The sequence below is a fragment of the Bradyrhizobium liaoningense genome (genome assembly GCF_018130955.1).
Taxonomy (GTDB): domain Bacteria; phylum Pseudomonadota; class Alphaproteobacteria; order Rhizobiales; family Xanthobacteraceae; genus Bradyrhizobium; species Bradyrhizobium liaoningense_C.
On sequence record NZ_JAFCJM010000008.1, the window covers coordinates 95,589 to 114,264 of the forward strand.

Below are 18,676 nucleotides of genomic sequence, written 5' to 3' on the forward strand. Positions count from 1 at the left end.
ATGGAGATCGATCTCCCCGACGTGCTCGCGGACGTCACGGCCGCGTTCCAGCGCTACGAGAAGGCGCTGGTCGGCAACGACGTCGCCGTGCTCGGCGAGCTCTTCCGCAACGATCCGCGTACGCTGCGCTACGGCATCGGCGAGAACCTCTACGGCTATGAGGCGATCTCCGGCTTTCGCGCCGCGCGCTCGCCGGTCGGGCTGAATCGCCGCACCACGAAGACGGTCATCACCGCCTATGGACGCGACACTGCGGTCGCCTCCACGCTGTTCTATCGCGACACCATGCCCGGTAAAGTGGGCCGGCAGATGCAGACCTGGGTGCGCTTCCCCGAGGGCTGGCGCGTGGTCGCTGCTCACGTCAGCATCATCGACGAGCCCAAGGACGAGCTCAAGGAAGACAAGGCATGACGCTTGACGATCTCCCGCCCGGAGCGCTCCCGGCCGAACCGGTGGTGCCGCGCGTCGATCGCCCGCAACCTAGCGTGCAGAAGGTCACGCGCGCCGAGGAGCTTCGCCTGCAGCTCGCCGACGAGATCGTGCGCGGCACGCTGCCGCCCGGCTCAGCACTCGACGAGACCGACATTGCGCGCCGCTTCAACGTCTCCCGCACGCCGGTGCGCGAAGCGCTGCGCCAGCTCGTCGCGAGCGGCTTGGTTGAGGCGCGCGCCCATCGCGGCGCCGTCGTGGCGCAGCCTTCGATCGAGCGTCTCACCAGCATGTTCGAGGCGATGGCCGAGCTCGAGGCGCTCTGCGCCGGCCTCGCCGCCGAGCGCATGTCGGCCGCCGAGCGCCACGGCCTGGAGGCCATTCACGAAGAGCTCCGCGTACTCAGCTACACCGGCAACCCCGAGCGGTTCCACGAAGTCAACGAGCGCTTTCACAACGCGATCTATGCCGGCTCGCAAAACGGCTACATCGCCGAGATCACGCTGGCGACCCGCGTCCGCGTGCAACCCTTCCGCCGCGCCCAGTTCCGCAATCTCGGCCGCCTCGCCAAATCGCAGGCCGAGCATGACCGCGTGGTGGTCGCCATCATGCGCGGCGACAAGCAGGGCGCCGCAGCCGCGATGCGCGCGCATATCGAGCTGGTGCGCGGGGAGTATGAGATTTACGCGGTGTCGGTGTAGGGCAGGCGGCTCGCCAATAAACTCCGTTGTCATTCCGGGATGCGTGCGAAGCACGCAGGCTCGGAATCCATAACCACGATCGGGAGTATGGATTCCGGGCTCGCGCTTCGCGCGCCCCGGAATGACGACGTTGATAGAGCTACGCCGTCACCCCTTCCGCCATATACTTTCGCCAGCCGCCATACGCCGTGATATCGCGTGCGCCGTTGAGTGCCTCCGGCTCGACGAGAAAACCCTTCACGCCGCGGCCGTCGGCGAGCCGGATCGTGCCGATCGCCATCGGCGGCGGGATCGCGTTGACGAATTTGCCGAAGGCGGACGACGACAGCGACCAGATCTCCAGCTCGATGGACGAGCCCTGGCCGGCCTCGACGCGCAGCATGCCCGGTTTTGGCGGCGTCGTTTGCAGCGCATAAAGCTTGTAGTCCGCGGCAGTCTTCGTCGCCTCGATCAGCTTGCCGTTCAGCGCTTTCAATTCATGGTTCAGCGCCATGCCGGAGAGATGCGCGCCGACGACTGCGATTGAAATCTCGTCGCCGCCATTTGCAGGCAGCGCCGCAAGCGGCGGCTGGGCGGTGCCCTTGGCCCCGACCGGCAGTTTGGTGTCGGCGTGAAACACACGCCCGATGCTCGCCAGCATGGCATCGCGGCCGGCGGGCGCGAGCAGCGTGATGCCGAAAGGTGCGCCGTCGGACCGCATCGACGCCGGCAGCGCCAGTCCGCAGAGGTCGAGCAGATTGACAAAATTGGTATAAGTGCCGAGCCGGCTGTTGAGCTCAATCGGATTGGCGAGCACCTGCGCGGTCGAGTAGACCGTCGGTGCCGTCGGCAGCACCAGCGCGTCGACATTGGCAAAGGTGCGCTCGGCGATTTTGCGCAGTCCTTGCAACCGATACAGCGCCGAGAAGGTTTCGGCCGCGGTGAGCCGCGCGCCGGCGGCTGTGATCTCGCGCGTCACCGCGTGAATCGAGTCGGGCGCTGACGCCAGCAGATTGCGGATCACGAGATAGCGCTCGGCCACCCACGGCCCCTCGTAGAGCAGCCGGGCGGTCTCATAAAACGGCTCGAGGTCGAACTCGACCAGTTCCACGCCGAGCGACGTCCAGCACTTCAGGGCCTCGCCATAGGCGGCTTCCGATTTCTTGTCGCCGAAGAAGATCAGTTGCCCGTTGCGTGGCACGCCGAGGCGGATTTTGGCCGGGAACGGCGTGAGCGGGCCAAGCGGCCGGTCGCGCGAGAACGGATCTGCCTGATCCGGTCCGGCCATGACAGAGAGCGCGAGTGCGGCATCGTCGACCGTCAGCGCAAACACGGAGATGCAGTCGAGCGTGCGGCAGGCCGGCACCAGGCCCGCGGTCGAGATCATGCCGAGGCTCGGCTTCAGGCCGACGATGTTGTTGAGCATCGCCGGCACGCGGCCGCTGCCGGCGGTGTCGGTGCCGAGCGACAGCGGCACCAGGCCCGCTGCGACTGATGTCGCCGAACCCGAGCTCGATCCGCCGGGAATGAGATCCTCGCGGATCGGATTCTTGGGAATGCCATAGGGCGAGCGCACGCCGACGAGGCCGGTCGCGAACTGGTCGAGATTGGTCTTGCCGATGATGATGGCGCCGGCGGCGCGCAGCCGCGCCACCGCCGTGGAGTCGTGCGTCGGCGTGTAGGAGAAGGCGGGGCAGGCGGCCGTGGTTGGAAAACCCAGCGCGTCGATATTGTCCTTCACCGCGACCGGCACGCCGTAGAGCGGCAACTCGGCGGCATCCTTTCGCGCAGCGAGTTTTTCGGCCTCCGCGATCGCATCCTTTTCCTCGCGCAGGCTGATGAAGATGGCGGGATCGTTGGCGTCGCGGATGCGCTGATAGGTCCGCGCGATCGTCTCGGCCGGCGTGGTCGCACCCGCGCGATGCGCGGCGACGATTGCGGCTACCGTCTCAGGCTGGTCGGCCCCCATGGTGTGAAAAACTCCGGCGACAAATCTTCACCCGCTATGAAGCAAGCGATGTGCCATTGTGTACATTATCCGGGCAGATCCTACGCTCCGGATATAGTCGTCAGATCATACGCTTAAGCGAAGATGCGACGAGCGGCGGCGGTGCGAGGGTAACGCTCTCTGGCGTGCATCTGCTCAAAATTTGAGCAGGAGCGGCGCCGGCACCCATCAGGTGAAGTCGGAGAGAATCTGCAGCAGCTTCTCCCGGTTCTCGCGGCCGATCTTCTCCTCCACATGGCGCTCGTGCTCGGTGGCGAGCCGCTTGAACTTCGCCAGCGACGTCTCGCCCTGCGCGGTCAGGTGCAGCGCGTGGGAGCGGCGGTCGGATTTCGACTTGATCCGCTTGACGAGCTTGCGGCCTTCGAGGCTGTCGAGCAGATGCACCAGCCGCGCCCGCTCGATGCCGAGGCGGTTGGCCACCGCCATCTGGGTCAGGCCCGGATTGGCGCCGATCACGGTCATGACGGAATATTGGGTGGGCTTGATGTCGACGGCGGCAAGCGTCCGGACAAAATCCTGGAAAATCCAGATCTGGAAGCGCCGCACCGCATAGCCGGCGTGGCCGACCAGCGCATCGAGGCCGATCCCGTCCGCGTCGTTCGGACGCGCTCTCGCGCGATCCGTGCGCTTGCCGGAAGCGGCCTTCGGCGTTTCGGTTCGACTTGCGCTTTCTGTCACGGTCTGTCTCCACCCTCGGGAAGCCTTGTAGCGCCAGACGAGGTTTTGGAAAAGATTGTTGTTGACGACAACAATTGCTGTGCTCAACATTATGGCCGAAGCAGCCCGGAACGAGGCTGCGGTCGATCCCGCCTGAGGCGGGCGAGGAGGAACCCATGACCTTGGCCGCCCCCCGCGGTGACGCGTCCAGCCTGTTCGCAACGCCCAAAACCGTCGCCGAGCATCGCGCCGACGGCAGCATCGTGCTGCGGTCGACCGAGCCCTTGCGCGGCAGCGCGCGTTGCATCGGCGACTGGCTGGAGCGTTGGGCGCGGCAATCGCCGGATAAGATTTTTCTCGCCGAGCGTGCCAATGTCGACGCGGCCTGGAGCACCGTCACCTACGCGCAGGCGCTCCGGCAGGTGCGTTCCGCCGCCTCCTGGATCCTGGCGCAGGGGCTGAACGCGCAGCGTCCGCTCGTGATCCTCTCCGACAACAGCGTCGACCACGCGCTGTTCGCGCTCGCCGCCCAGCATGTCGGCGTGCCCTCGGCCGCGATCTCGCCGGCCTATTCGCTGATGTCCAAGGATTTCGACAAGCTCAAGAGCATGATCTCCCTGCTCGAGCCCGGCGCAATCTACGTCACCGCAACAAAGCCGTTCGCGAACGCGCTCGCCGCGATCAAGCCGCTGCACACGGCGGTCGTGGTCTCCGGAAATCCCGCCGACGAGGAGGCACTGGCCTTCAGCGCCATCTCCGCAACACCTGAATCGCCAGACGTCGCAAAAGCCTTCGCCGCGATAACGCCTGACACGATCGCAAAATTCCTGTTCACCTCGGGTTCGACCGGCACGCCAAAAGCCGTGATCAACACCCAGCGCATGCTGACCTCGAGCCAGGAGGCCAAGGCGCAGACCTGGACCTTCCTGGACGCTGGCGGCGACGATCTCGTGATCCTGGACTGGCTGCCCTGGAGCCACACCTTTGGCGCCAATCACAATTTCAACCTCGTGCTGCGCAATGGCGGCTCGCTCTATATCGACGCCGGCAAGCCGGCACCCGGCCTGTTTGCGACCTCGCTTGCGAATCTCAAGAGCGTGATGCCGACGGTCTATTTCAACGTGCCGCGCGGCTTTGACATGCTGATCGCCGCGCTACGCAGTGACGAGGAGCTGTGCCGCCGTTTCTGCGGCGAGGTCAGTTTCGTCTTCTATGCCGCCGCCGCGCTGCCGCAAAATCTTTGGGACGCGCTCCAGGAGCTCTCGCTCAAGACCGTCGGCCGCGCGCTGCCGATGGTCTCGGCCTGGGGCTCGACCGAGACCTCGCCGCTTGCGACCGATTGCCATTTCCAGGCCGAGCGCTCCGGCAATATCGGCGTGCCGATCCCCGGCACTGAATTGAAGCTCGTGACGTCCGGCGACAAGCTGGAGGTGCGCGTGCGCGGCCCCAACGTCACGCCGGGCTACTGGAAGGCGCCCGAGTTGACGAAGCAGGCGTTCGACGAAGAAGGCTTTTACCTGATTGGCGATGCCGTGAAATTCGCCGACGAGAAGCGTCCCGAGCGCGGCCTGTTCTTCGACGGTCGCGTCGCCGAAGATTTCAAGCTCAACTCCGGTACCTGGGTCAGCGTCGGCACGCTGCGCGTCGCCGGCATCGCAGCGCTCGCCCCGCTGGCGCAGGACATCGTCGTGGCCGGCCATGGCGGCGACGAAGTGCGCTTCTTGGTGATCCCGAACATCCCCGCCTGCCGCGCGCTTGCCGGTCTGCCGGAGAGCACTGGTGTGAACGAGGTGATCGGTCATGACAAGGTCAGGAGCGCCATCGCGGAGGGACTGGCAAAGCTGAAAGCGCAAGGCAGCAACTCCTCCGGCCACGCCACGCGCGCGTTGCTGCTCGCCGAGCCGCCGTCGGTCGACGGCGGCGAGATCACCGACAAGGGCTACATCAACCAGCGCGCCGTGCTGACGCGACGTGCCGACGCGGTGGCGAAGCTCAACGATGATGCGTCGGCCGAGTGGATCGGCTGCGCCTAAGCGCGATTCTTGCCCTCTCCCCTTGTGAGAGAGGGTGGCTTCGATGCGTAGCATCGAAGTCGGGTGAGGGGTCTCTCTCCGCGAGCGATTCTCTTGCAGCGTGATTCACGGATAGAACCCCTCATCCGGCGCTTCGCGCCACCTTCTCCCACAAGGGGAGAAGGGAAGAATTCGCTCGTCAGAATTGCTTGCAAAAATGGGGAATGCGAGTAATAATTATAAAATATAATCAATTGAGGGAGGCCGTCGTGAGGTCTGGCTTGGTATCGGCAGTCACGCTGGCTGCCCTTCTTGGATCCACCGCGCTCGTCCGCGCCGATGGCGAGGCCTGCTCGCCGGTCACATCAGCTTCGCTCGCCATCTCCGGCGTCGAGATTACGGGATCAAAGGCGCAAGAAGCCGCCAACGGTCTGCCCAAGCATTGCATCGTGACGGGGCTCGCCAACCGGCGCACCGGCGCGGACGGAAAATCCTACGCCATCCAGTTTGAGCTTCGCCTTCCGGCCGACTGGAACGGCCGCTTCCTGCACCAGGTGAACGGCGGCAACGACGGCGTCGTCGTGCCTGCGCTGGGCGACAAGCCGGACGGCTTTGCCTCGGGTGGGACGGTGCCGTTGGCGCGCGGCTTTGCCGTGCTGTCGTCCGACAGCGGGCATTCCGGCTCCGATCCCGCGAACAAGTCGCTGGGCCTGACCGCGGGCGCAGCCTTCGGTCTCGATCCGCAGGCGCGGCGCGACTACGGTTACGCCGCCGACATGACGCTGTCGCCCGTCGCCAAGACGATCATTGCCCTGCATTATGGCCGCAAGCCTGATCGCTCCTACATGGCCGGCTGCTCGAACGGCGGACGTCACGCGATGGTCGCGGCCTCGCGCATGCCCGAGAACTATGATGGATTCCTCGTCGGCAATCCCGGCTTCGACCTGCCGCGCGCCGCGATCCAGCATGCCTGGGATGTGCAGGCTTTTCTCAAAGCCGATCCCGACCTGCGCAAATCGATCACCAAAGAGGATGCCCAGCTCATTGCCTCTCGCATCACGGAAGCCTGCGATGCGCTCGACGGCGTCAAGGACGGCCTGACTGCGAATCTCGCCGCTTGTCAGAGGGCATTCGACCTCAAGAGTCTGACCTGTGCACCCGGTCAGACCAATGCGTGCCTGCCTCAAGCCAAGGTGGACGCGCTGAAGCAAAGCCTGGCCGGGCCGAAGAACTCAAAGGGCGAAGCGCTCTATTCCGACTGGCCGCTCGATGGCGGCATCGGCACCGGCAACTGGCGCGCCTGGAAGGTCGAGAGCCCGGTCGCGCCCTGGAACAATTATCCGATCATCGCCACCATGGGTGCGGCGTCGCTGAACTACATCTTCTCGACACCGCCGGTCGCGGTGGAGGGCAACACAGACAAGCTGATCGATGCCCTGAAGGCGTATGATTTCGACAAGGACGCGCCAAAAATCTTTGCCAAGGACGCCACATTCACGGAATCGTCGATGGACTTCATGACCCCGCCTGACGTCGACGATCCCAAACTTGCAGGGCTGCAAAAGACTGGCGGCAAGATGCTGATCTATCACGGCCAGGCCGATCCCGTGTTCTCGGCCAACGACACCATCCGCTGGTACGGCCGACTGGACAAGAACCTGCAAGGTCATGCCGCCAGCGTCGCGCGCCTGTTCACGATTCCCGGCGAAACTCACTGCGGTGGTGGCGTGGCGCTCGACAAGTTCGATGCGCTCACCGCGCTGACCGAATGGGTGGAGAAGGGCAAGGCGCCCGAGCGCATCATCGTCTCCGCCAATCCCGCGAACAAGGAAGTCCCGGCCTCCTGGAGCCCGAACCGCACGCGGCCGCTGTGTCCGTATCCGGCCTATGCCGCTTATTCCGGGCAAGGCGATAGCGAGGATGCTGCGAACTTTGTCTGCAAGGTGCCGTAGAGCGGCACCAGACGCGATATCCCTCGTCACCTCGCCCCGCTCTTGTCCGCCGAAGCTTTAGCGAAGGCGGATGCGGGGAGAGGCCGACATTCATGCGCAGCATGAATGTCGGGTGAGGGCGCTCCTGCATCACCTTCTCCCACAAGGGAGCGCTGCAGGTCAGGCTCCCCTGCGGAGAACCTGATTGCGCAGCTTGCCGATCTTCTCGACCTCGAGCTCGACGGTGTCGCCGTGCTTCAGCCAGCGATCGAGCTCGAGGCCGCAGCCGCCTCCGACGGTACCCGAGCCCATGAATTCGCCTGCCCGCAGCGTCTCGCTGCGCGATACGTAGGCGATCATGTCTTCGAAGGAGTGCAGCATGCCGCTGCTGCTCGTATCGGTCCAGATTTCGCCGTTGACCCGTGCGCGCATCGCAAGACTGTAGGGATCGGGAATTTCGTCGGCGGTGACGATCCAGGGGCCGATTGCATTGCCTGCATCGAAGCTCTTGCCTTTTGCGGGGCCCAGCATGCCCCGCATTTCCTCGAACTGCGCATCGCGGGCGGAGAAATCATTGTAGATCGTGTAGCCGAAGATGTGCGCATGCGCCTTTCCCGGCGCGATGTCGCATCCGTCCTTCGACAGGAAGATGCCAAACTCGAGCTCGAAATCCATCAACTCGCTGTATGGCGGCCAAAGCACTTTTTCGTCGTGGCCGGACACGCTGAAGCGGTTGGTGATGTAGTAGATCGGCCGCTCCCGATAGACTTCCGGCACGTCGTCGAGCGGCTGGGTGGGCGCTGCACTTGCCACGCCCCTGCGCATGGCGATGCGGGCCATGCCTGCCGGAGCGGCGCGGATGTGCCCGGCAAAGACGGAGAAGTCGCGCATCTGCGGCGGCTCAGGTATCGGAGCCAGCAGCCTGATACGGTCCAGCGGGTAGGATATGTCTTCGTCCGCCGCGCGGTCCTCGATCACCCGACGCGCGGCGTCAAGCGCTGCCTCTCCCGCCTCGATCAATTGCAGCAGACTGCCGCCGACGACATCGGCCAGGCCGGCTCGTTTCGCCGCGGCCTCGAGGTCTAGCACCCTCCGTCCTTCGGCAGTGTCGATGACTGCGCCCGGCCTGGCCGGCCCGCCACGCAGGTTGAATGTCGCAAGCTTCATGGAGGCTCCCTCTTGAAAAATATATTTTATGATGTAAAATATACGAAACTGTCAATGCGGCCATTTCTAGAAATCGCCAAAGGCGGATCCGTGGACCTGGAAAGCACCACTCTGACCGAGCGCGCCGAAGCGGCGCTGGAAGTTGCAATCGTCAAGGGCGAGCTGCGGCCGGACGCAAAGCTCAAGATCGCGGAGATCGCGGCGGAATACGGCATCAGCCAGACGCCGGCCCGGGAGGCTCTGTCGCGGCTGGTTTCCAGGGGGCTCGTCGTTGCAGTGGGGCAGCGCGGATTCCGCGTTGCGCCCCTGAGCGGCCAGGATCTGGCCGACATCACGTCGACGCGAATTGTGCTCGAGGTGGCGGCGCTGCGGCAGTCGATCCGCAAGGGTGACGCGAAGTGGGAGGGTGAAATCGTCTCGTGCCTGCACCAGCTCAAGCGCGTCGCGGGTCGATCCAGGCTTCTGAAGAACTCGCCCGAGCTAGATCGGGTCCACAAATCCTTTCATGCCGCCTTGATCGCGGCGTGCACGTCGCCCCGAACCGTCGGATTGGCAAGCCAGCTCTACGACCAGGCTTCCCGGTATCGCAACCTGATGCTCTCGAATGCAATCGTCGCCGACGAGTTCGTCGCAGAGCACGAGGAACTCGCCAATGTCGTGCTGTCGCGCTCAGCCAATGCGGCGGTGACAAAGCTCACCGCTCATCTCCAGCGAACCTATCACGACATCTACGGGGCTATGCCCGACTAGATCAAAGTACGGCATCTGCGCTCAGACAAGAACAACAGCAGGGAGCGCGAGGAAAAACCAAGGGAAAGGGAGGACCGCGTGAGTGCGATCGAAAGCCGGGTCGAGCTATGGAAGGACGAGATCAGCCGCGGCTGGTCGATTTTGGTTGTGGCGCTGATCGGGATCGGCGTTGGCTCGGCGTCTCTCTTGTTTTACAGCATCGGCGTCTTCTTCGAGCCGTTGCAGCAGGAGTTCGGCTGGAGCCGCGGGCAGATTTCGGGGGCCTTGATCTACGTGACCGCGGGATTCGTGGTCGCGGGACCGATCGTCGGATCGCTGATTGACCGGTTCGGCGCGCGCATCGTTGCGCTGGCGTCGATCCCGCTGTTGGTTCTCAGCCTCATCAGCCTTGCCCGCCTGAATGGTTCAATCGCCGTCTTCTACGCCTCGTTTTTCGCGGCCGGGTGCCTGGGCAGCGGAACGACGCCGGTGGTCTACACCCGGATTGTGAATGGAAACTTCAACGCGTCGCGCGGGTTGGCTCTCGGCATCGTGCTGGCCGGGACCGGGATCGCCGCCCTGGCCTTGCCCCCGTTGCTGGCCACGCAAATCGCGTTGCTGGGATGGCGTTCGGGCTTCATCGTCATGGCCGTGCTCGCGATGATCGCATGGCCATTGGTGTATTTCGGTTTCAGGGGGCTGGAAGGCGCGGCCCGGCCGGCGACCAAGGCAGCGGAAGGTATTGGTCGCTCTGAGGCGCTGAGATCCAGGGTCTTCTGGACGATCTCGATCGGTTTCCTCGCGGTTGCCGCCGCGGTATCCGGGATGGTGATCCACATGATTCCGCTGTTGCGGGACGCAGGCCTTCCGGTGCCGAAAGCCGTCGCGATCGCGTCATTGATCGGCGTCGGCGTCATCATCGGTCGCGTCCTGATCGGATGGACGATTGACCGCTTCTTTGCGCCGCACGTTGCAGGCCTGGTGTTCCTGATCACCGCCGGGGGATGCGTGCTCCTGAACATTGGGGGCGCACAAACCGCTCCGCTCGCAGCTTTCCTGGTCGGCTTTGCGCTCGGCGCGGAGATCGATCTCATCGCCTACCTGACCGCTCGCTACTTCGGAATGAGCAATTACGGCTTTCTCTATGGTTTGGCCTACTCGCTCTTCAGCATCGGCGCAGCGCTCGGGCCGGCTGTCACGGGACACCTGTTCGACCTCAACAAGAGCTATCAGACCGCTCTCTGGCTGATGGCGATATGTCTCGTGTTCGGAGCGCTGGCCATGAGCACGCTGCCGCGCTTCCCCACGCGCGAGCGAAGTCAGTAATGCGAACCCTATGAGCTGAAGCACATGGTCAGACGATTAATCGATATCTCGGTGCCGTTGCAGAACGACGTGCCCGCCGACCCACCGGGCTACCAGCCGTCCATCCAATACATCGATCACCAGCAGAGCCTGCCGGGCATGTTGCAGTTCTTTGCGGGACTGACGGCGAAGGATCTGCCCGAGGGGCAGGGCTGGGCGGTCGAGCACGTGACGCTATCGACCCACAACGGCACCCATCTTGATGCGCCCTGGCATTTTCACCCGACGATGGATCGGGGCGCGCGTGCGTTGACGATCGACGAAGTGCCGCTGGACTGGTGCATGCAGCCAGGCGTGAAGCTCGATTTCCGGCACCTGCCGGATGGCTATTTGGCGACCGCCAAGGACGTCGAAGACGAGCTCAAGCGTATCGGCCATACGCTGAAGCCTCTTGAGATCGTCGTCGTCAACACCAGTGCAGGGGCCAAGTTCGGCGGGCCTGACTATGTCAATTCCGGCTGCGGCCTCGGCTATGAAGCGACGATGTACCTGTTGGAGCGCGGCGTGCGGCTGACCGGAACGGACGCCTGGAGCTGGGACGTCCCCTTTGTCTTCACTGCGAAGAGATACGCGGAGACCAAGGACGCTTCGTTGATCTGGGAAGGGCACAAGGCAGGCCGGCACATCGGTTATTGCCACCTGGAGAAGCTGCACAATCTCGAGCTGCTGCCTTCGACCGGATTCACCGTGTCGTGCTTTCCGGTCAAGATTGCGCGCGCATCGGCCGGCTGGACTCGCGCGGTCGCGATTCTGGACGGCTAGAGCCGGAAAAGTGCGCAGCGGTTTTCCGGAAAGATCATGCTCAAACAAAGAGCTGGAGCGCGATAACGATTCAACCTGATCTCATCGCGCTCTAGGGGACTGTCGCGCCTCGAAACAGGCCAACAGCGCTGCCGCAATATAGTTCTGAGATTTTTGTTGCCTAAGCAACTAATCTGTGCGAATGCCTCCTGACGACAACGACGGCCAGAAAAACTGCCGCATCGGTTCAGGGAGGACGCGTGTTCGGCAGGAGAAGTGCCGCCGGCAAACGCCGGCGCATGCCCGGAGAAAGCAGCACGAAGCGTGCCGGACGCGCCGCGTCAGGTGTAGGTGCTGTCGGTCACCGCGCCGAGATTTTCGTGCAGCCGGCGCAACAGGTCGATCAGCACTTCCTGCTCGTCCTTGCTGAGGCACGACAGCAGGCGGCGCTCGCGCTCGAAGGCGGCGACGATCACCTTGTCATGGGTGGCGCGGCCCTTGGCGGTCAGCGAGATCGAATGGGTGCGGCCGTCCTTGGGATCGCTGCGGATCGCGACCAGGCCACGATTCTCCAGGCCTGCGAGAGTCCGGCTCACCGGGCCCTTGTCGAAACCGATGACCAAGCAGATGCGCGAGGCCGGGATGCCCGGCTCGATCGCCAGCAGCGACATGATCCGCCATTCCGTGACGTTGACGCCGAACTCGCGCTGATAGAACGCGGTCGCGCTGTTCGACAGCTTGTTGGCGATGAAGGTGATGAAGGCCGGGACGTAGCGCTCGAGGTCGAGCGTCGGCCCCGCCTCGGCGGTCGCTTGCTTGTGTCGGGCTTTGGTCGAGGGCGGGGTCATGATGGATGTTTGGCTCGTAGCGTGCCCGAAGACCTAAGGGCAAGCGGTCGCCTTTCACAAGATCAAAATGAGGGAGGACTTTCATGACTGCATCCGGCTCCCCAGCGTCATCAGCCATCCCCCATCTCGACGTCGATCCCTTCGCGATGGAGTTCTTTGCCGACCCCTATCCCGCGCATGAGGTGCTGCGGGAAGCGGGCCCCGTCGTCTATCTCGACAGATGGAAGGTCTATGGCGTGGCGCGCTATGCCGAGGTCCATGCCGTGCTGAACGACCCCGCCACCTTCTGCTCCAGCCGGGGCGTGGGCTTGAGCGACTTCAAGAAGGAGACGCCGTGGCGGCCGCCGAGCCTGATCCTGGAGGCCGATCCGCCCGCGCACACCCGCACCCGCGCGGTGCTCGCAAAAGTGCTGTCGCCGACCGCGATGAAGCAGGTGCGCGACCGCTTTGCCGCCGCGGCCGAGGAGCGGGTCGATGCGCTGCTCGCGATGCGCAGTTTCGATGCGATCGCGGATCTCGCCGAAGCCTACCCGCTCTCGATCTTCCCCGACGCGCTCGGGCTGAAGCCGGAAGGCCGCGAGCACCTCATTCCCTATGCCAGCGTCGTGTTCAACGCGTTCGGCCCGCCCAACCAGTTGCGCCAGGAGGCGATCGAGCGCTCGGCCCCGCACCAGGCCTATGTTGCCGCGCAGTGCCAGCGCGAGAACCTTGCGGCGGGCGGTTTTGGTGCCTGCATCCATGCCCAGGTCGGCGAGGGCGCGATCACAGCAACCGAAGCGCCGCTCCTAGTGCGCTCGCTGCTCTCGGCCGGCCTCGACACCACCGTTAACGGCATCGGCGCCGCTATCTATTGCCTCGCGCGCTTTCCCGATCAGTGGCGGCTTCTCCGCAAGGACCCGACGCTCGCGCGTAACGCGTTCGAGGAAGCGGTGCGGTTCGAAAGCCCGGTGCAGACCTTCTTCCGAACCACGACCCGCGACGTCGAGCTCGGCGGCGCCAAGATCGGTGAGGGCGAGAAGGTGCTGATGTTCCTCGCTGCGGCCAACCGCGATCCCCGCCGCTGGGACAAGCCCGACAGCTACGACATCACCCGCCGCACGTCAGGCCATGTCGGCTTCGGCTCGGGCATCCACATGTGCGTCGGCCAGCTCGTCGCGCGGCTCGAAGGCGAGGTGATGCTGTCGGCAATGGCGCGCCGCATCGAGAGAATCGAGATCACCGGCGAGCCAAAGCGCCGCTTCAACAACACGCTGCGTGGGCTCGACAGCCTGCCGGTGTCAATCACTCCGGCCTGACGAGGATTTGATGCCAGCCATCACCTTCATCCACCCCGACGGCAAGAGTGACCGCGTCGAAACAAGCGACGGCGACAGCGCGATGCAGGCCGCCACCCGCTACGGCCTCGACGGCATTTTGGCCGAATGCGGCGGCAACGCGATGTGCGCGACCTGCCACGTCTATGTCGACCATGGCTGGCTCGCCCGCCTGCCTGACATGGCCGACGACGAGGACGCGCTGCTCGATGGCGTGGCCGCCGAACGGCGGCCGACGAGCCGGCTGTCCTGCCAGATCAAGATCACGCCCGAGCTCGATGGGCTCGTGCTGCTTCTGCCGGACCGGCAGGTCTGAATTCTCTGAACACGCCGCCGGCAACGACCGGCGGCGAGGCAACATCATGAGGAGGGAACGATGAAGCATCTGAAGTGGACGCTTGCGCTGGCCGCGAGTCTTGTGGCGGGCGCGGCGAGCGCCGAGATTTCCGATAATGTCGTGCGCGTCGGCGTGCTCAACGACATCTCCGGCATTTTTCAGGACACCAACGGCATGGGCTCGGTCGAAGCCGCGCGCATGGCCGCGGAGGATTTCAACGGCGGCGGCAAGAACATCAAGGTCGAGATCGTCTATGCCGATCACCAGAACAAGGCCGACGTCGGCAATGCGATCGCGCGAAAATGGCTCGATGTCGAGGGCGTCGATGGCATTGTCGATGTGCCGAACTCGGCGGTCGGCCTTTCCATCAACACGCTCTTGCGCGACAGCCGCATGACGTTCCTGGCGTCCTCCACCGCCAGCTCCGATCTCACCGGAAAAGCCTGCTCGCCCAACACCATTCAGTGGGTCAACGACACCTGGGCGACCGGCAACACCACGGCGGCCGCGATGGTCGCGCGCGGCGGCAAGGACTGGTATTTCCTCACGGTCGACTTTGCGCTCGGCAAGGGCATCGAGACGGAAGCGCAGAAGTACATCGAGGCGCACGGAGGCAAGGTGATCGGCTCGTCAAAGCATCCGCTCGGCACGTCCGACTTCGCTTCCTTCCTGTTGCAGGCGCAGGGCTCGAAGGCGCAGGTGATTGGGCTCGCCAATGCCGGCGGCGACACCATCAACGCGGTCAAGCAGGCGGCCGAGTTCGGTGTCACGCAAGGCGGCCAGAAGCTCGTCGCCTTCCTGCTGTTCATCAACGACGTGCATGGCATGGGCCTGAAGGTCGCGCAGGGCCTTCAGATCATGGAAGCCTTCTACTGGGACACGAACGACGACACCCGCGCCTTCGCAAAACGCTTTGCCGCGCGTCCCGGCATGAACGGCAAGATGCCGAGCGCCAACCAGGCCGGCGTCTACGCCTCAACGCTCGCTTTTCTCAACGCGGTCGCCGCCACGGGCAGCGACAATGCCAGGGACGTCGTGCCGGAGATGAAGAAGTTTAGGGGACAAGACAAGCTGTTCGGCGACACCACCATCCGCCAGGACGGCCGCGTCGTGCATCCGATGTATCTGTTCGAGGTGAAGAAGCCGGAGGAGGCGAAGTACCCGTACGACTACTACAAGCTGGTCTCGACGATTCCGGCGGATCAGGCGTTCCGCCCGCTGGCGGAGGGTGGGTGTTCGTTGGTTAAGTGAGATAGAGCCGGCGCGCGTCAATGAAAGCCCGTCATGCCCGGGCTTGACCGGGCATCCACGCGTTTCCAATTGCTCCGTCATTCCGGGGCGATGCGCAGCATCGAACTATGGTGCGCAATTGCGCACCAGAGAATCTCGAGATTCCCCGATGCGCAATTGCGCATCTGAGGTCTGGTCCTTTCGGACCATCCCGGAATGACAGTGCAAGCCGCAACGCGTGGATGGCCGGGACAAGCCCGGCCATGACGGACGAGGGAGCTTGCAGCTCACCCCACCACCTTGCTACTGCCCTGCGTGATCAGCCGCGCGGCGCGCTGGTCGCGGACGTAGATCCAGAGCCAGCTCAGCGCCACGGCCATGCGATGGCGCAGGCCGATCAGGAAGTAGATGTGGGCAAAGCCCCAGATCCACCACGCGATCGCGCCGCGCAGCTTCACCTTGCCGAAATCGATCACCGCGAGCCGCTTGCCGATCTGGGCGAGGCTTCCGGCGTGCTTGTAGCGGAACGGTCCGGTGGTTGCGCCGCGCAGCCGCGCCTTGATTGTCTCGGCGACATGGCGCCCCTGCTGCTTTGCCGCCGGCGCGATCCCGGGCACCGGCTTGCCGTTCCACGCATTGATCATCACGGTATCGCCGATCGCAAAAATCTCGGGATGGCCGGGAATGCTGAGATCGTCTGCGACCTGGACGCGCCCGGCACGATCGGCCGGTGCGCCCAGCCATTCGGCGGCGGGTGAGGCGCGCACGCCCGCCGCCCAGATCATGGTCTTCGCGTTCAGGCGCTGGCCGCCATAGACGACGCCTTCGCGATCGATCTCGGTGACGGCCTGGCCGAGCACGACCTCGACGCCGATCTTTTCCAGCGACGCCTTCGCATAGGCCGAGAGATCGTCGGCAAAGCCCGCGAGCACGCGCGGGCCCGCCTCGATCAGCACCACGCGCGCCTTTCGCGTGTCGATGTTGCGGAAATCGCCCGGCAGCGTGTGGTGCGCCATCTCCGCGATGGTGCCGGCGAGTTCGACGCCGGTAGGACCCGCGCCGACGATGACGAAGGTGAGCCGCGCGGCGCGACGGGCCGGATCGGTCTCGCGCTCGGCACGCTCGAAGGCCACCAGGATGTGGCGGCGCAGCGTGGTGGCGTCCTCCAGCGTTTTCAGGCCGGGCGCCCACTTTTCCCACTCGTCATGGCCGAAATAGGCGTGGCGCGCGCCGGTCGCGAGCACGAGCGTGTCGTAGGGCACCTCGCTGCCGTCTTCGAGCAGCACCGCGCGCCTCGCCGCGTCGACGCCGCTCACGGTCGCAAACAGAGTCGTCACTTCCGAGCGGTCGCGCATGAGATAGCGAACCGGCCAGGCGATATCGCTGGTCGCAAGCGAAGCGGTCGCGACCTGGTAGAGCAGCGGCTGAAACAGATGGTGGTTGCGGCGGTCGATCAGCGTGATCGCAACATCCGCGCCTGCCAGCCGATAGGTCGTCTCCAGCCCGCCAAAGCCGGCTCCGACAATGACGACGTGGTGGGGATTGGCGGTCATGGAAGCGGCCCTCGGCTCTGATGCAGACTCCCTGCATTTAAGTGCGGAGAGGGGGCTTCGGTCCAATAGCTGTCATCAATGGAGGAATAGGCGTCGTGTATCGACGGGCCGCGAAAAAGCGCCGCAGCCCTCGTCGAAGTGAGTAGAACTATAATTCTTGCCATTAACGATCGGGGCGAATTATGGTGCAGGGATGGGAGCTGAGCCATTGACGGCTCACACGATTTCGCGCCCTAAACAGGTATCCGGAGGCGGGCGGTCGCCCCTCTCCAGGGAACGATAATGAGGAGGGGAGTGGTTATGAGGACGGCATTCTGGCTGGCGGGCGCGGCTGCGCTCGCGCTGGCAAGCCCGGCTTTCGCCGGCGACACGATCAAGATCGGTTTCGTCTCGACCTTCAGCGGCCCGACCGCTGTGATCGGCAACGACATGCGCAACTCGTTCGAGCTCGCGCTCGACCATCTCGGCCGCAAGATGGGCGGCAAGCCGGTCGAGGTGATCTACGAGGACGACGGGCAGAAGCCCGACATCGGCAAGCAGAAGACCGAGAAACTGATCCAGTCCGACAAGGTCGATTTCATCGCCGGCTATATCTGGTCCAACGTGCTGCTCGCCTCGCTCAAGACCGTGGTGGACTCGCAGACCATGATGGTCTCGGCCAACGCCGGCCCGTCGCAGCTCGCGGGCCAGCTCTGCTCGCCCTACGTGTTCTCGACCTCCTGGCAGAACGACCAGACGCCGCAGGCCATGGGCCTCTACATGAACCAGAAGGGCATCAAGAACGTGTTCCTGATCGGCCCGAACTATGCCGCGGGCAAGGATATGCTGGCGGGCGTGAAGAGCACCTTCAAGGGCGAGGTCAAGGGCGAGGAATATACGGTCTGGCCGAGCCAGCTCGACTTCTCCGCCGAACTGTCGAAGGCCCGCGCGTCCGGTGCTGAAGCCATCTTCGTGTTCTATCCGGGCGCGGCCGGCGTCCAGTTCCTCAACCAATATACGCAGGCCGGCCTCAAGCAGCAGATGCCGCTCTACACCGCCTTCACGATCGATGAAACGACGCTGCCGTTGCAGAAGGAGAACGCATTCGGGGTCCCCGGGGCGCAGCAATGGGTCAACGACCTGCCGAACGAGGAGAACAAGCGCTACGTCGCCGACTATCGCAAGAAGTACACCGGCCTGCGCCCGAGCTTCTACGGCGCGCAGTCCTATGATGCAGCCCAGCTCATCAACAGCGCCGTGGTCGCCGTCAATGGCGACACCAGCAAGAAGGATGCGATGAAGGCCGCGATGGAAAAGGCGACCTTCAAGTCGGTGCGCGGCGCGTTCAAGTTCGGCAACAACCACATCCCGATCCAGAACTTCTATCTGCAGGACGTGGTGAAGGACGCCGAAGGCCAGCTCTCGCTGAAGACGGTCGCCACCATCGTCGAGAACGACCAGGACCGTTTTGCCGACAAGTGCCCGATGAAGTGAGGGGTTAGGCTCGCTCTCGCCTCTCCCTCTCCCCGTTCTTACGGGGAGAGGGTGGGGTGAGGGGCCGCTTCCGCAATCACGGTGAGAGTTGGACTCGCGGAGAGTCCCCCTCACCCGATCGCTTCGCGATCGACCTCTCCCCGCAAGCGGGGAGAGGTGAAACGGCGCCGACGCCGCGGTCTTGGCGGTAGTCCCGCCCCCTC

The 18,676-nt window shown here is 64.4% G+C and carries 16 protein-coding genes; 11 read left to right on the top strand and 5 right to left on the bottom strand.

Translation table 11 applies throughout. From position 1 onward, the window contains the following. Both hpxZ and JQ632_RS09250 read left to right on the top strand, forming a co-directional pair. Complete coding sequence (gene hpxZ, locus JQ632_RS09245; RefSeq protein ID WP_212401988.1) at nt 1–411, top strand: oxalurate catabolism protein HpxZ; 411 nt, start codon at nt 1–3, stop codon at nt 409–411. Then, nucleotides 408–1,130 carry a GntR family transcriptional regulator gene (locus JQ632_RS09250; protein WP_212401989.1) on the top strand — a complete coding sequence of 241 codons (723 nt, stop codon included), beginning with the start codon at nt 408–410 and terminating at the stop codon, nt 1,128–1,130. Before hpxZ ends, JQ632_RS09250 begins: the two co-directional genes overlap by 4 nt. A 139-nt stretch (nt 1,131–1,269) precedes the next feature. On the opposite strand, the gene atzF is transcribed toward JQ632_RS09250, so the two are convergent. Then, nucleotides 1,270–3,078: an allophanate hydrolase gene (gene atzF, locus JQ632_RS09255; RefSeq protein ID WP_212401990.1), complete on the bottom strand. Its 1,809-nt coding sequence runs from the start codon at nt 3,076–3,078 to the stop codon at nt 1,270–1,272. A 207-nt stretch (nt 3,079–3,285) separates the two neighbouring features. Continuing rightward, entirely contained in the window at nt 3,286–3,795 is a 510-nt protein-coding gene (locus tag JQ632_RS40030; RefSeq protein ID WP_212401991.1) for a MarR family winged helix-turn-helix transcriptional regulator, read from the bottom strand. Nucleotides 3,796–3,950: 155 nt separating this feature from the next. On the opposite strand from JQ632_RS40030, the gene JQ632_RS09265 reads away from it, so the two are divergent. Next, entirely contained in the window at nt 3,951–5,807 is a 1,857-nt protein-coding gene (locus JQ632_RS09265) for a feruloyl-CoA synthase (protein WP_212401992.1), read from the top strand. Between the two features lie 248 nt (nt 5,808–6,055). Further along, a complete protein-coding gene (locus JQ632_RS09270) occupies nt 6,056–7,738 on the top strand; it encodes a tannase/feruloyl esterase family alpha/beta hydrolase (RefSeq protein WP_312015588.1) in 1,683 nt (560 codons plus the stop codon). A gap of 159 nt (nt 7,739–7,897) precedes the next feature. Here the strand turns inward: JQ632_RS09270 and JQ632_RS09275 are convergent, their stop codons facing one another. Next, a complete protein-coding gene (locus tag JQ632_RS09275; RefSeq protein WP_212401993.1) occupies nt 7,898–8,884 on the bottom strand; it encodes a fumarylacetoacetate hydrolase family protein in 987 nt (328 codons plus the stop codon). Nucleotides 8,885–8,974: 90 nt separating this feature from the next. Here JQ632_RS09275 and JQ632_RS09280 point away from each other — a divergent pair, with 90 nt between their 5' ends. From JQ632_RS09280 to JQ632_RS09290, 3 genes are all read left to right on the top strand, one after another. After that, entirely contained in the window at nt 8,975–9,634 is a 660-nt protein-coding gene (locus JQ632_RS09280) for a GntR family transcriptional regulator (RefSeq protein ID WP_312015589.1), read from the top strand. Nucleotides 9,635–9,712: 78 nt separating this feature from the next. Then, nucleotides 9,713–10,939: an MFS transporter gene (locus JQ632_RS09285; RefSeq protein ID WP_212401995.1), complete on the top strand. Its 1,227-nt coding sequence runs from the start codon at nt 9,713–9,715 to the stop codon at nt 10,937–10,939. A gap of 24 nt (nt 10,940–10,963) precedes the next feature. Further along, nucleotides 10,964–11,740 carry a cyclase family protein gene (locus JQ632_RS09290; RefSeq protein ID WP_212401996.1) on the top strand — a complete coding sequence of 259 codons (777 nt, stop codon included), beginning with the start codon at nt 10,964–10,966 and terminating at the stop codon, nt 11,738–11,740. 320 nt (nt 11,741–12,060) lie between these two features. On the opposite strand, the gene JQ632_RS09295 is transcribed toward JQ632_RS09290, so the two are convergent. Then, the gene (locus JQ632_RS09295; RefSeq protein ID WP_212401997.1) at nt 12,061–12,567 is read right to left on the bottom strand and encodes a MarR family winged helix-turn-helix transcriptional regulator; all 507 of its coding nucleotides are present in this window, start codon (nt 12,565–12,567) and stop codon (nt 12,061–12,063) included. An 83-nt stretch (nt 12,568–12,650) separates the two neighbouring features. Here JQ632_RS09295 and JQ632_RS09300 point away from each other — a divergent pair, with 83 nt between their 5' ends. From JQ632_RS09300 to JQ632_RS09310, 3 genes are read left to right on the top strand one after another with little or no spacing between them, the layout of a single operon-like run. Continuing rightward, complete coding sequence (locus tag JQ632_RS09300; RefSeq protein ID WP_212401998.1) at nt 12,651–13,862, top strand: cytochrome P450; 1,212 nt, start codon at nt 12,651–12,653, stop codon at nt 13,860–13,862. 10 nt (nt 13,863–13,872) lie between these two features. Beyond that, nucleotides 13,873–14,196, top strand: coding sequence for a 2Fe-2S iron-sulfur cluster-binding protein (locus JQ632_RS09305; RefSeq protein WP_212401999.1), 324 nt, complete (start codon nt 13,873–13,875; stop codon nt 14,194–14,196). Nucleotides 14,197–14,256: 60 nt separating this feature from the next. Then, nucleotides 14,257–15,468: an ABC transporter substrate-binding protein gene (locus JQ632_RS09310; protein ID WP_212402000.1), complete on the top strand. Its 1,212-nt coding sequence runs from the start codon at nt 14,257–14,259 to the stop codon at nt 15,466–15,468. Between the two features lie 266 nt (nt 15,469–15,734). On the opposite strand, the gene JQ632_RS09315 is transcribed toward JQ632_RS09310, so the two are convergent. Then, nucleotides 15,735–17,000, bottom strand: a complete 1,266-nt coding sequence (locus tag JQ632_RS09315) for an NAD(P)/FAD-dependent oxidoreductase (RefSeq protein ID WP_212402001.1) — start codon at nt 16,998–17,000, stop codon at nt 15,735–15,737. 300 nt (nt 17,001–17,300) lie between these two features. Here JQ632_RS09315 and JQ632_RS09320 point away from each other — a divergent pair, with 300 nt between their 5' ends. Continuing rightward, complete coding sequence (locus tag JQ632_RS09320) at nt 17,301–18,473, top strand: ABC transporter substrate-binding protein (protein WP_212402002.1); 1,173 nt, start codon at nt 17,301–17,303, stop codon at nt 18,471–18,473. Nucleotides 18,474–18,676: the final 203 nt, after the last annotated feature.

Bases quoted from the DNA above. Each gene is read 5' to 3' on its own strand.
- JQ632_RS09300 (WP_212401998.1), top strand. From the start codon at position 12,651: ATGACTGCATCCGGCTCCCCAGCGTCATCAGCCATCCCCCATCTCGAC.
- JQ632_RS09320 (WP_212402002.1), top strand. From the start codon at position 17,301: ATGAGGACGGCATTCTGGCTGGCGGGCGCGGCTGCGCTCGCGCTGGCA.
- atzF (WP_212401990.1), bottom strand. From the start codon at position 3,078: ATGGGGGCCGACCAGCCTGAGACGGTAGCCGCAATCGTCGCCGCGCAT.
- JQ632_RS09310 (WP_212402000.1), top strand. From the start codon at position 14,257: ATGAAGCATCTGAAGTGGACGCTTGCGCTGGCCGCGAGTCTTGTGGCG.
- JQ632_RS09265 (WP_212401992.1), top strand. From the start codon at position 3,951: ATGACCTTGGCCGCCCCCCGCGGTGACGCGTCCAGCCTGTTCGCAACG.
- JQ632_RS09250 (WP_212401989.1), top strand. From the start codon at position 408: ATGACGCTTGACGATCTCCCGCCCGGAGCGCTCCCGGCCGAACCGGTG.
- JQ632_RS09295 (WP_212401997.1), bottom strand. From the start codon at position 12,567: ATGACCCCGCCCTCGACCAAAGCCCGACACAAGCAAGCGACCGCCGAG.
- JQ632_RS09305 (WP_212401999.1), top strand. From the start codon at position 13,873: ATGCCAGCCATCACCTTCATCCACCCCGACGGCAAGAGTGACCGCGTC.
- JQ632_RS09275 (WP_212401993.1), bottom strand. From the start codon at position 8,884: ATGAAGCTTGCGACATTCAACCTGCGTGGCGGGCCGGCCAGGCCGGGC.
- JQ632_RS09290 (WP_212401996.1), top strand. From the start codon at position 10,964: ATGGTCAGACGATTAATCGATATCTCGGTGCCGTTGCAGAACGACGTG.
- hpxZ (WP_212401988.1), top strand. From the start codon at position 1: ATGGAGATCGATCTCCCCGACGTGCTCGCGGACGTCACGGCCGCGTTC.
- JQ632_RS09315 (WP_212402001.1), bottom strand. From the start codon at position 17,000: ATGACCGCCAATCCCCACCACGTCGTCATTGTCGGAGCCGGCTTTGGC.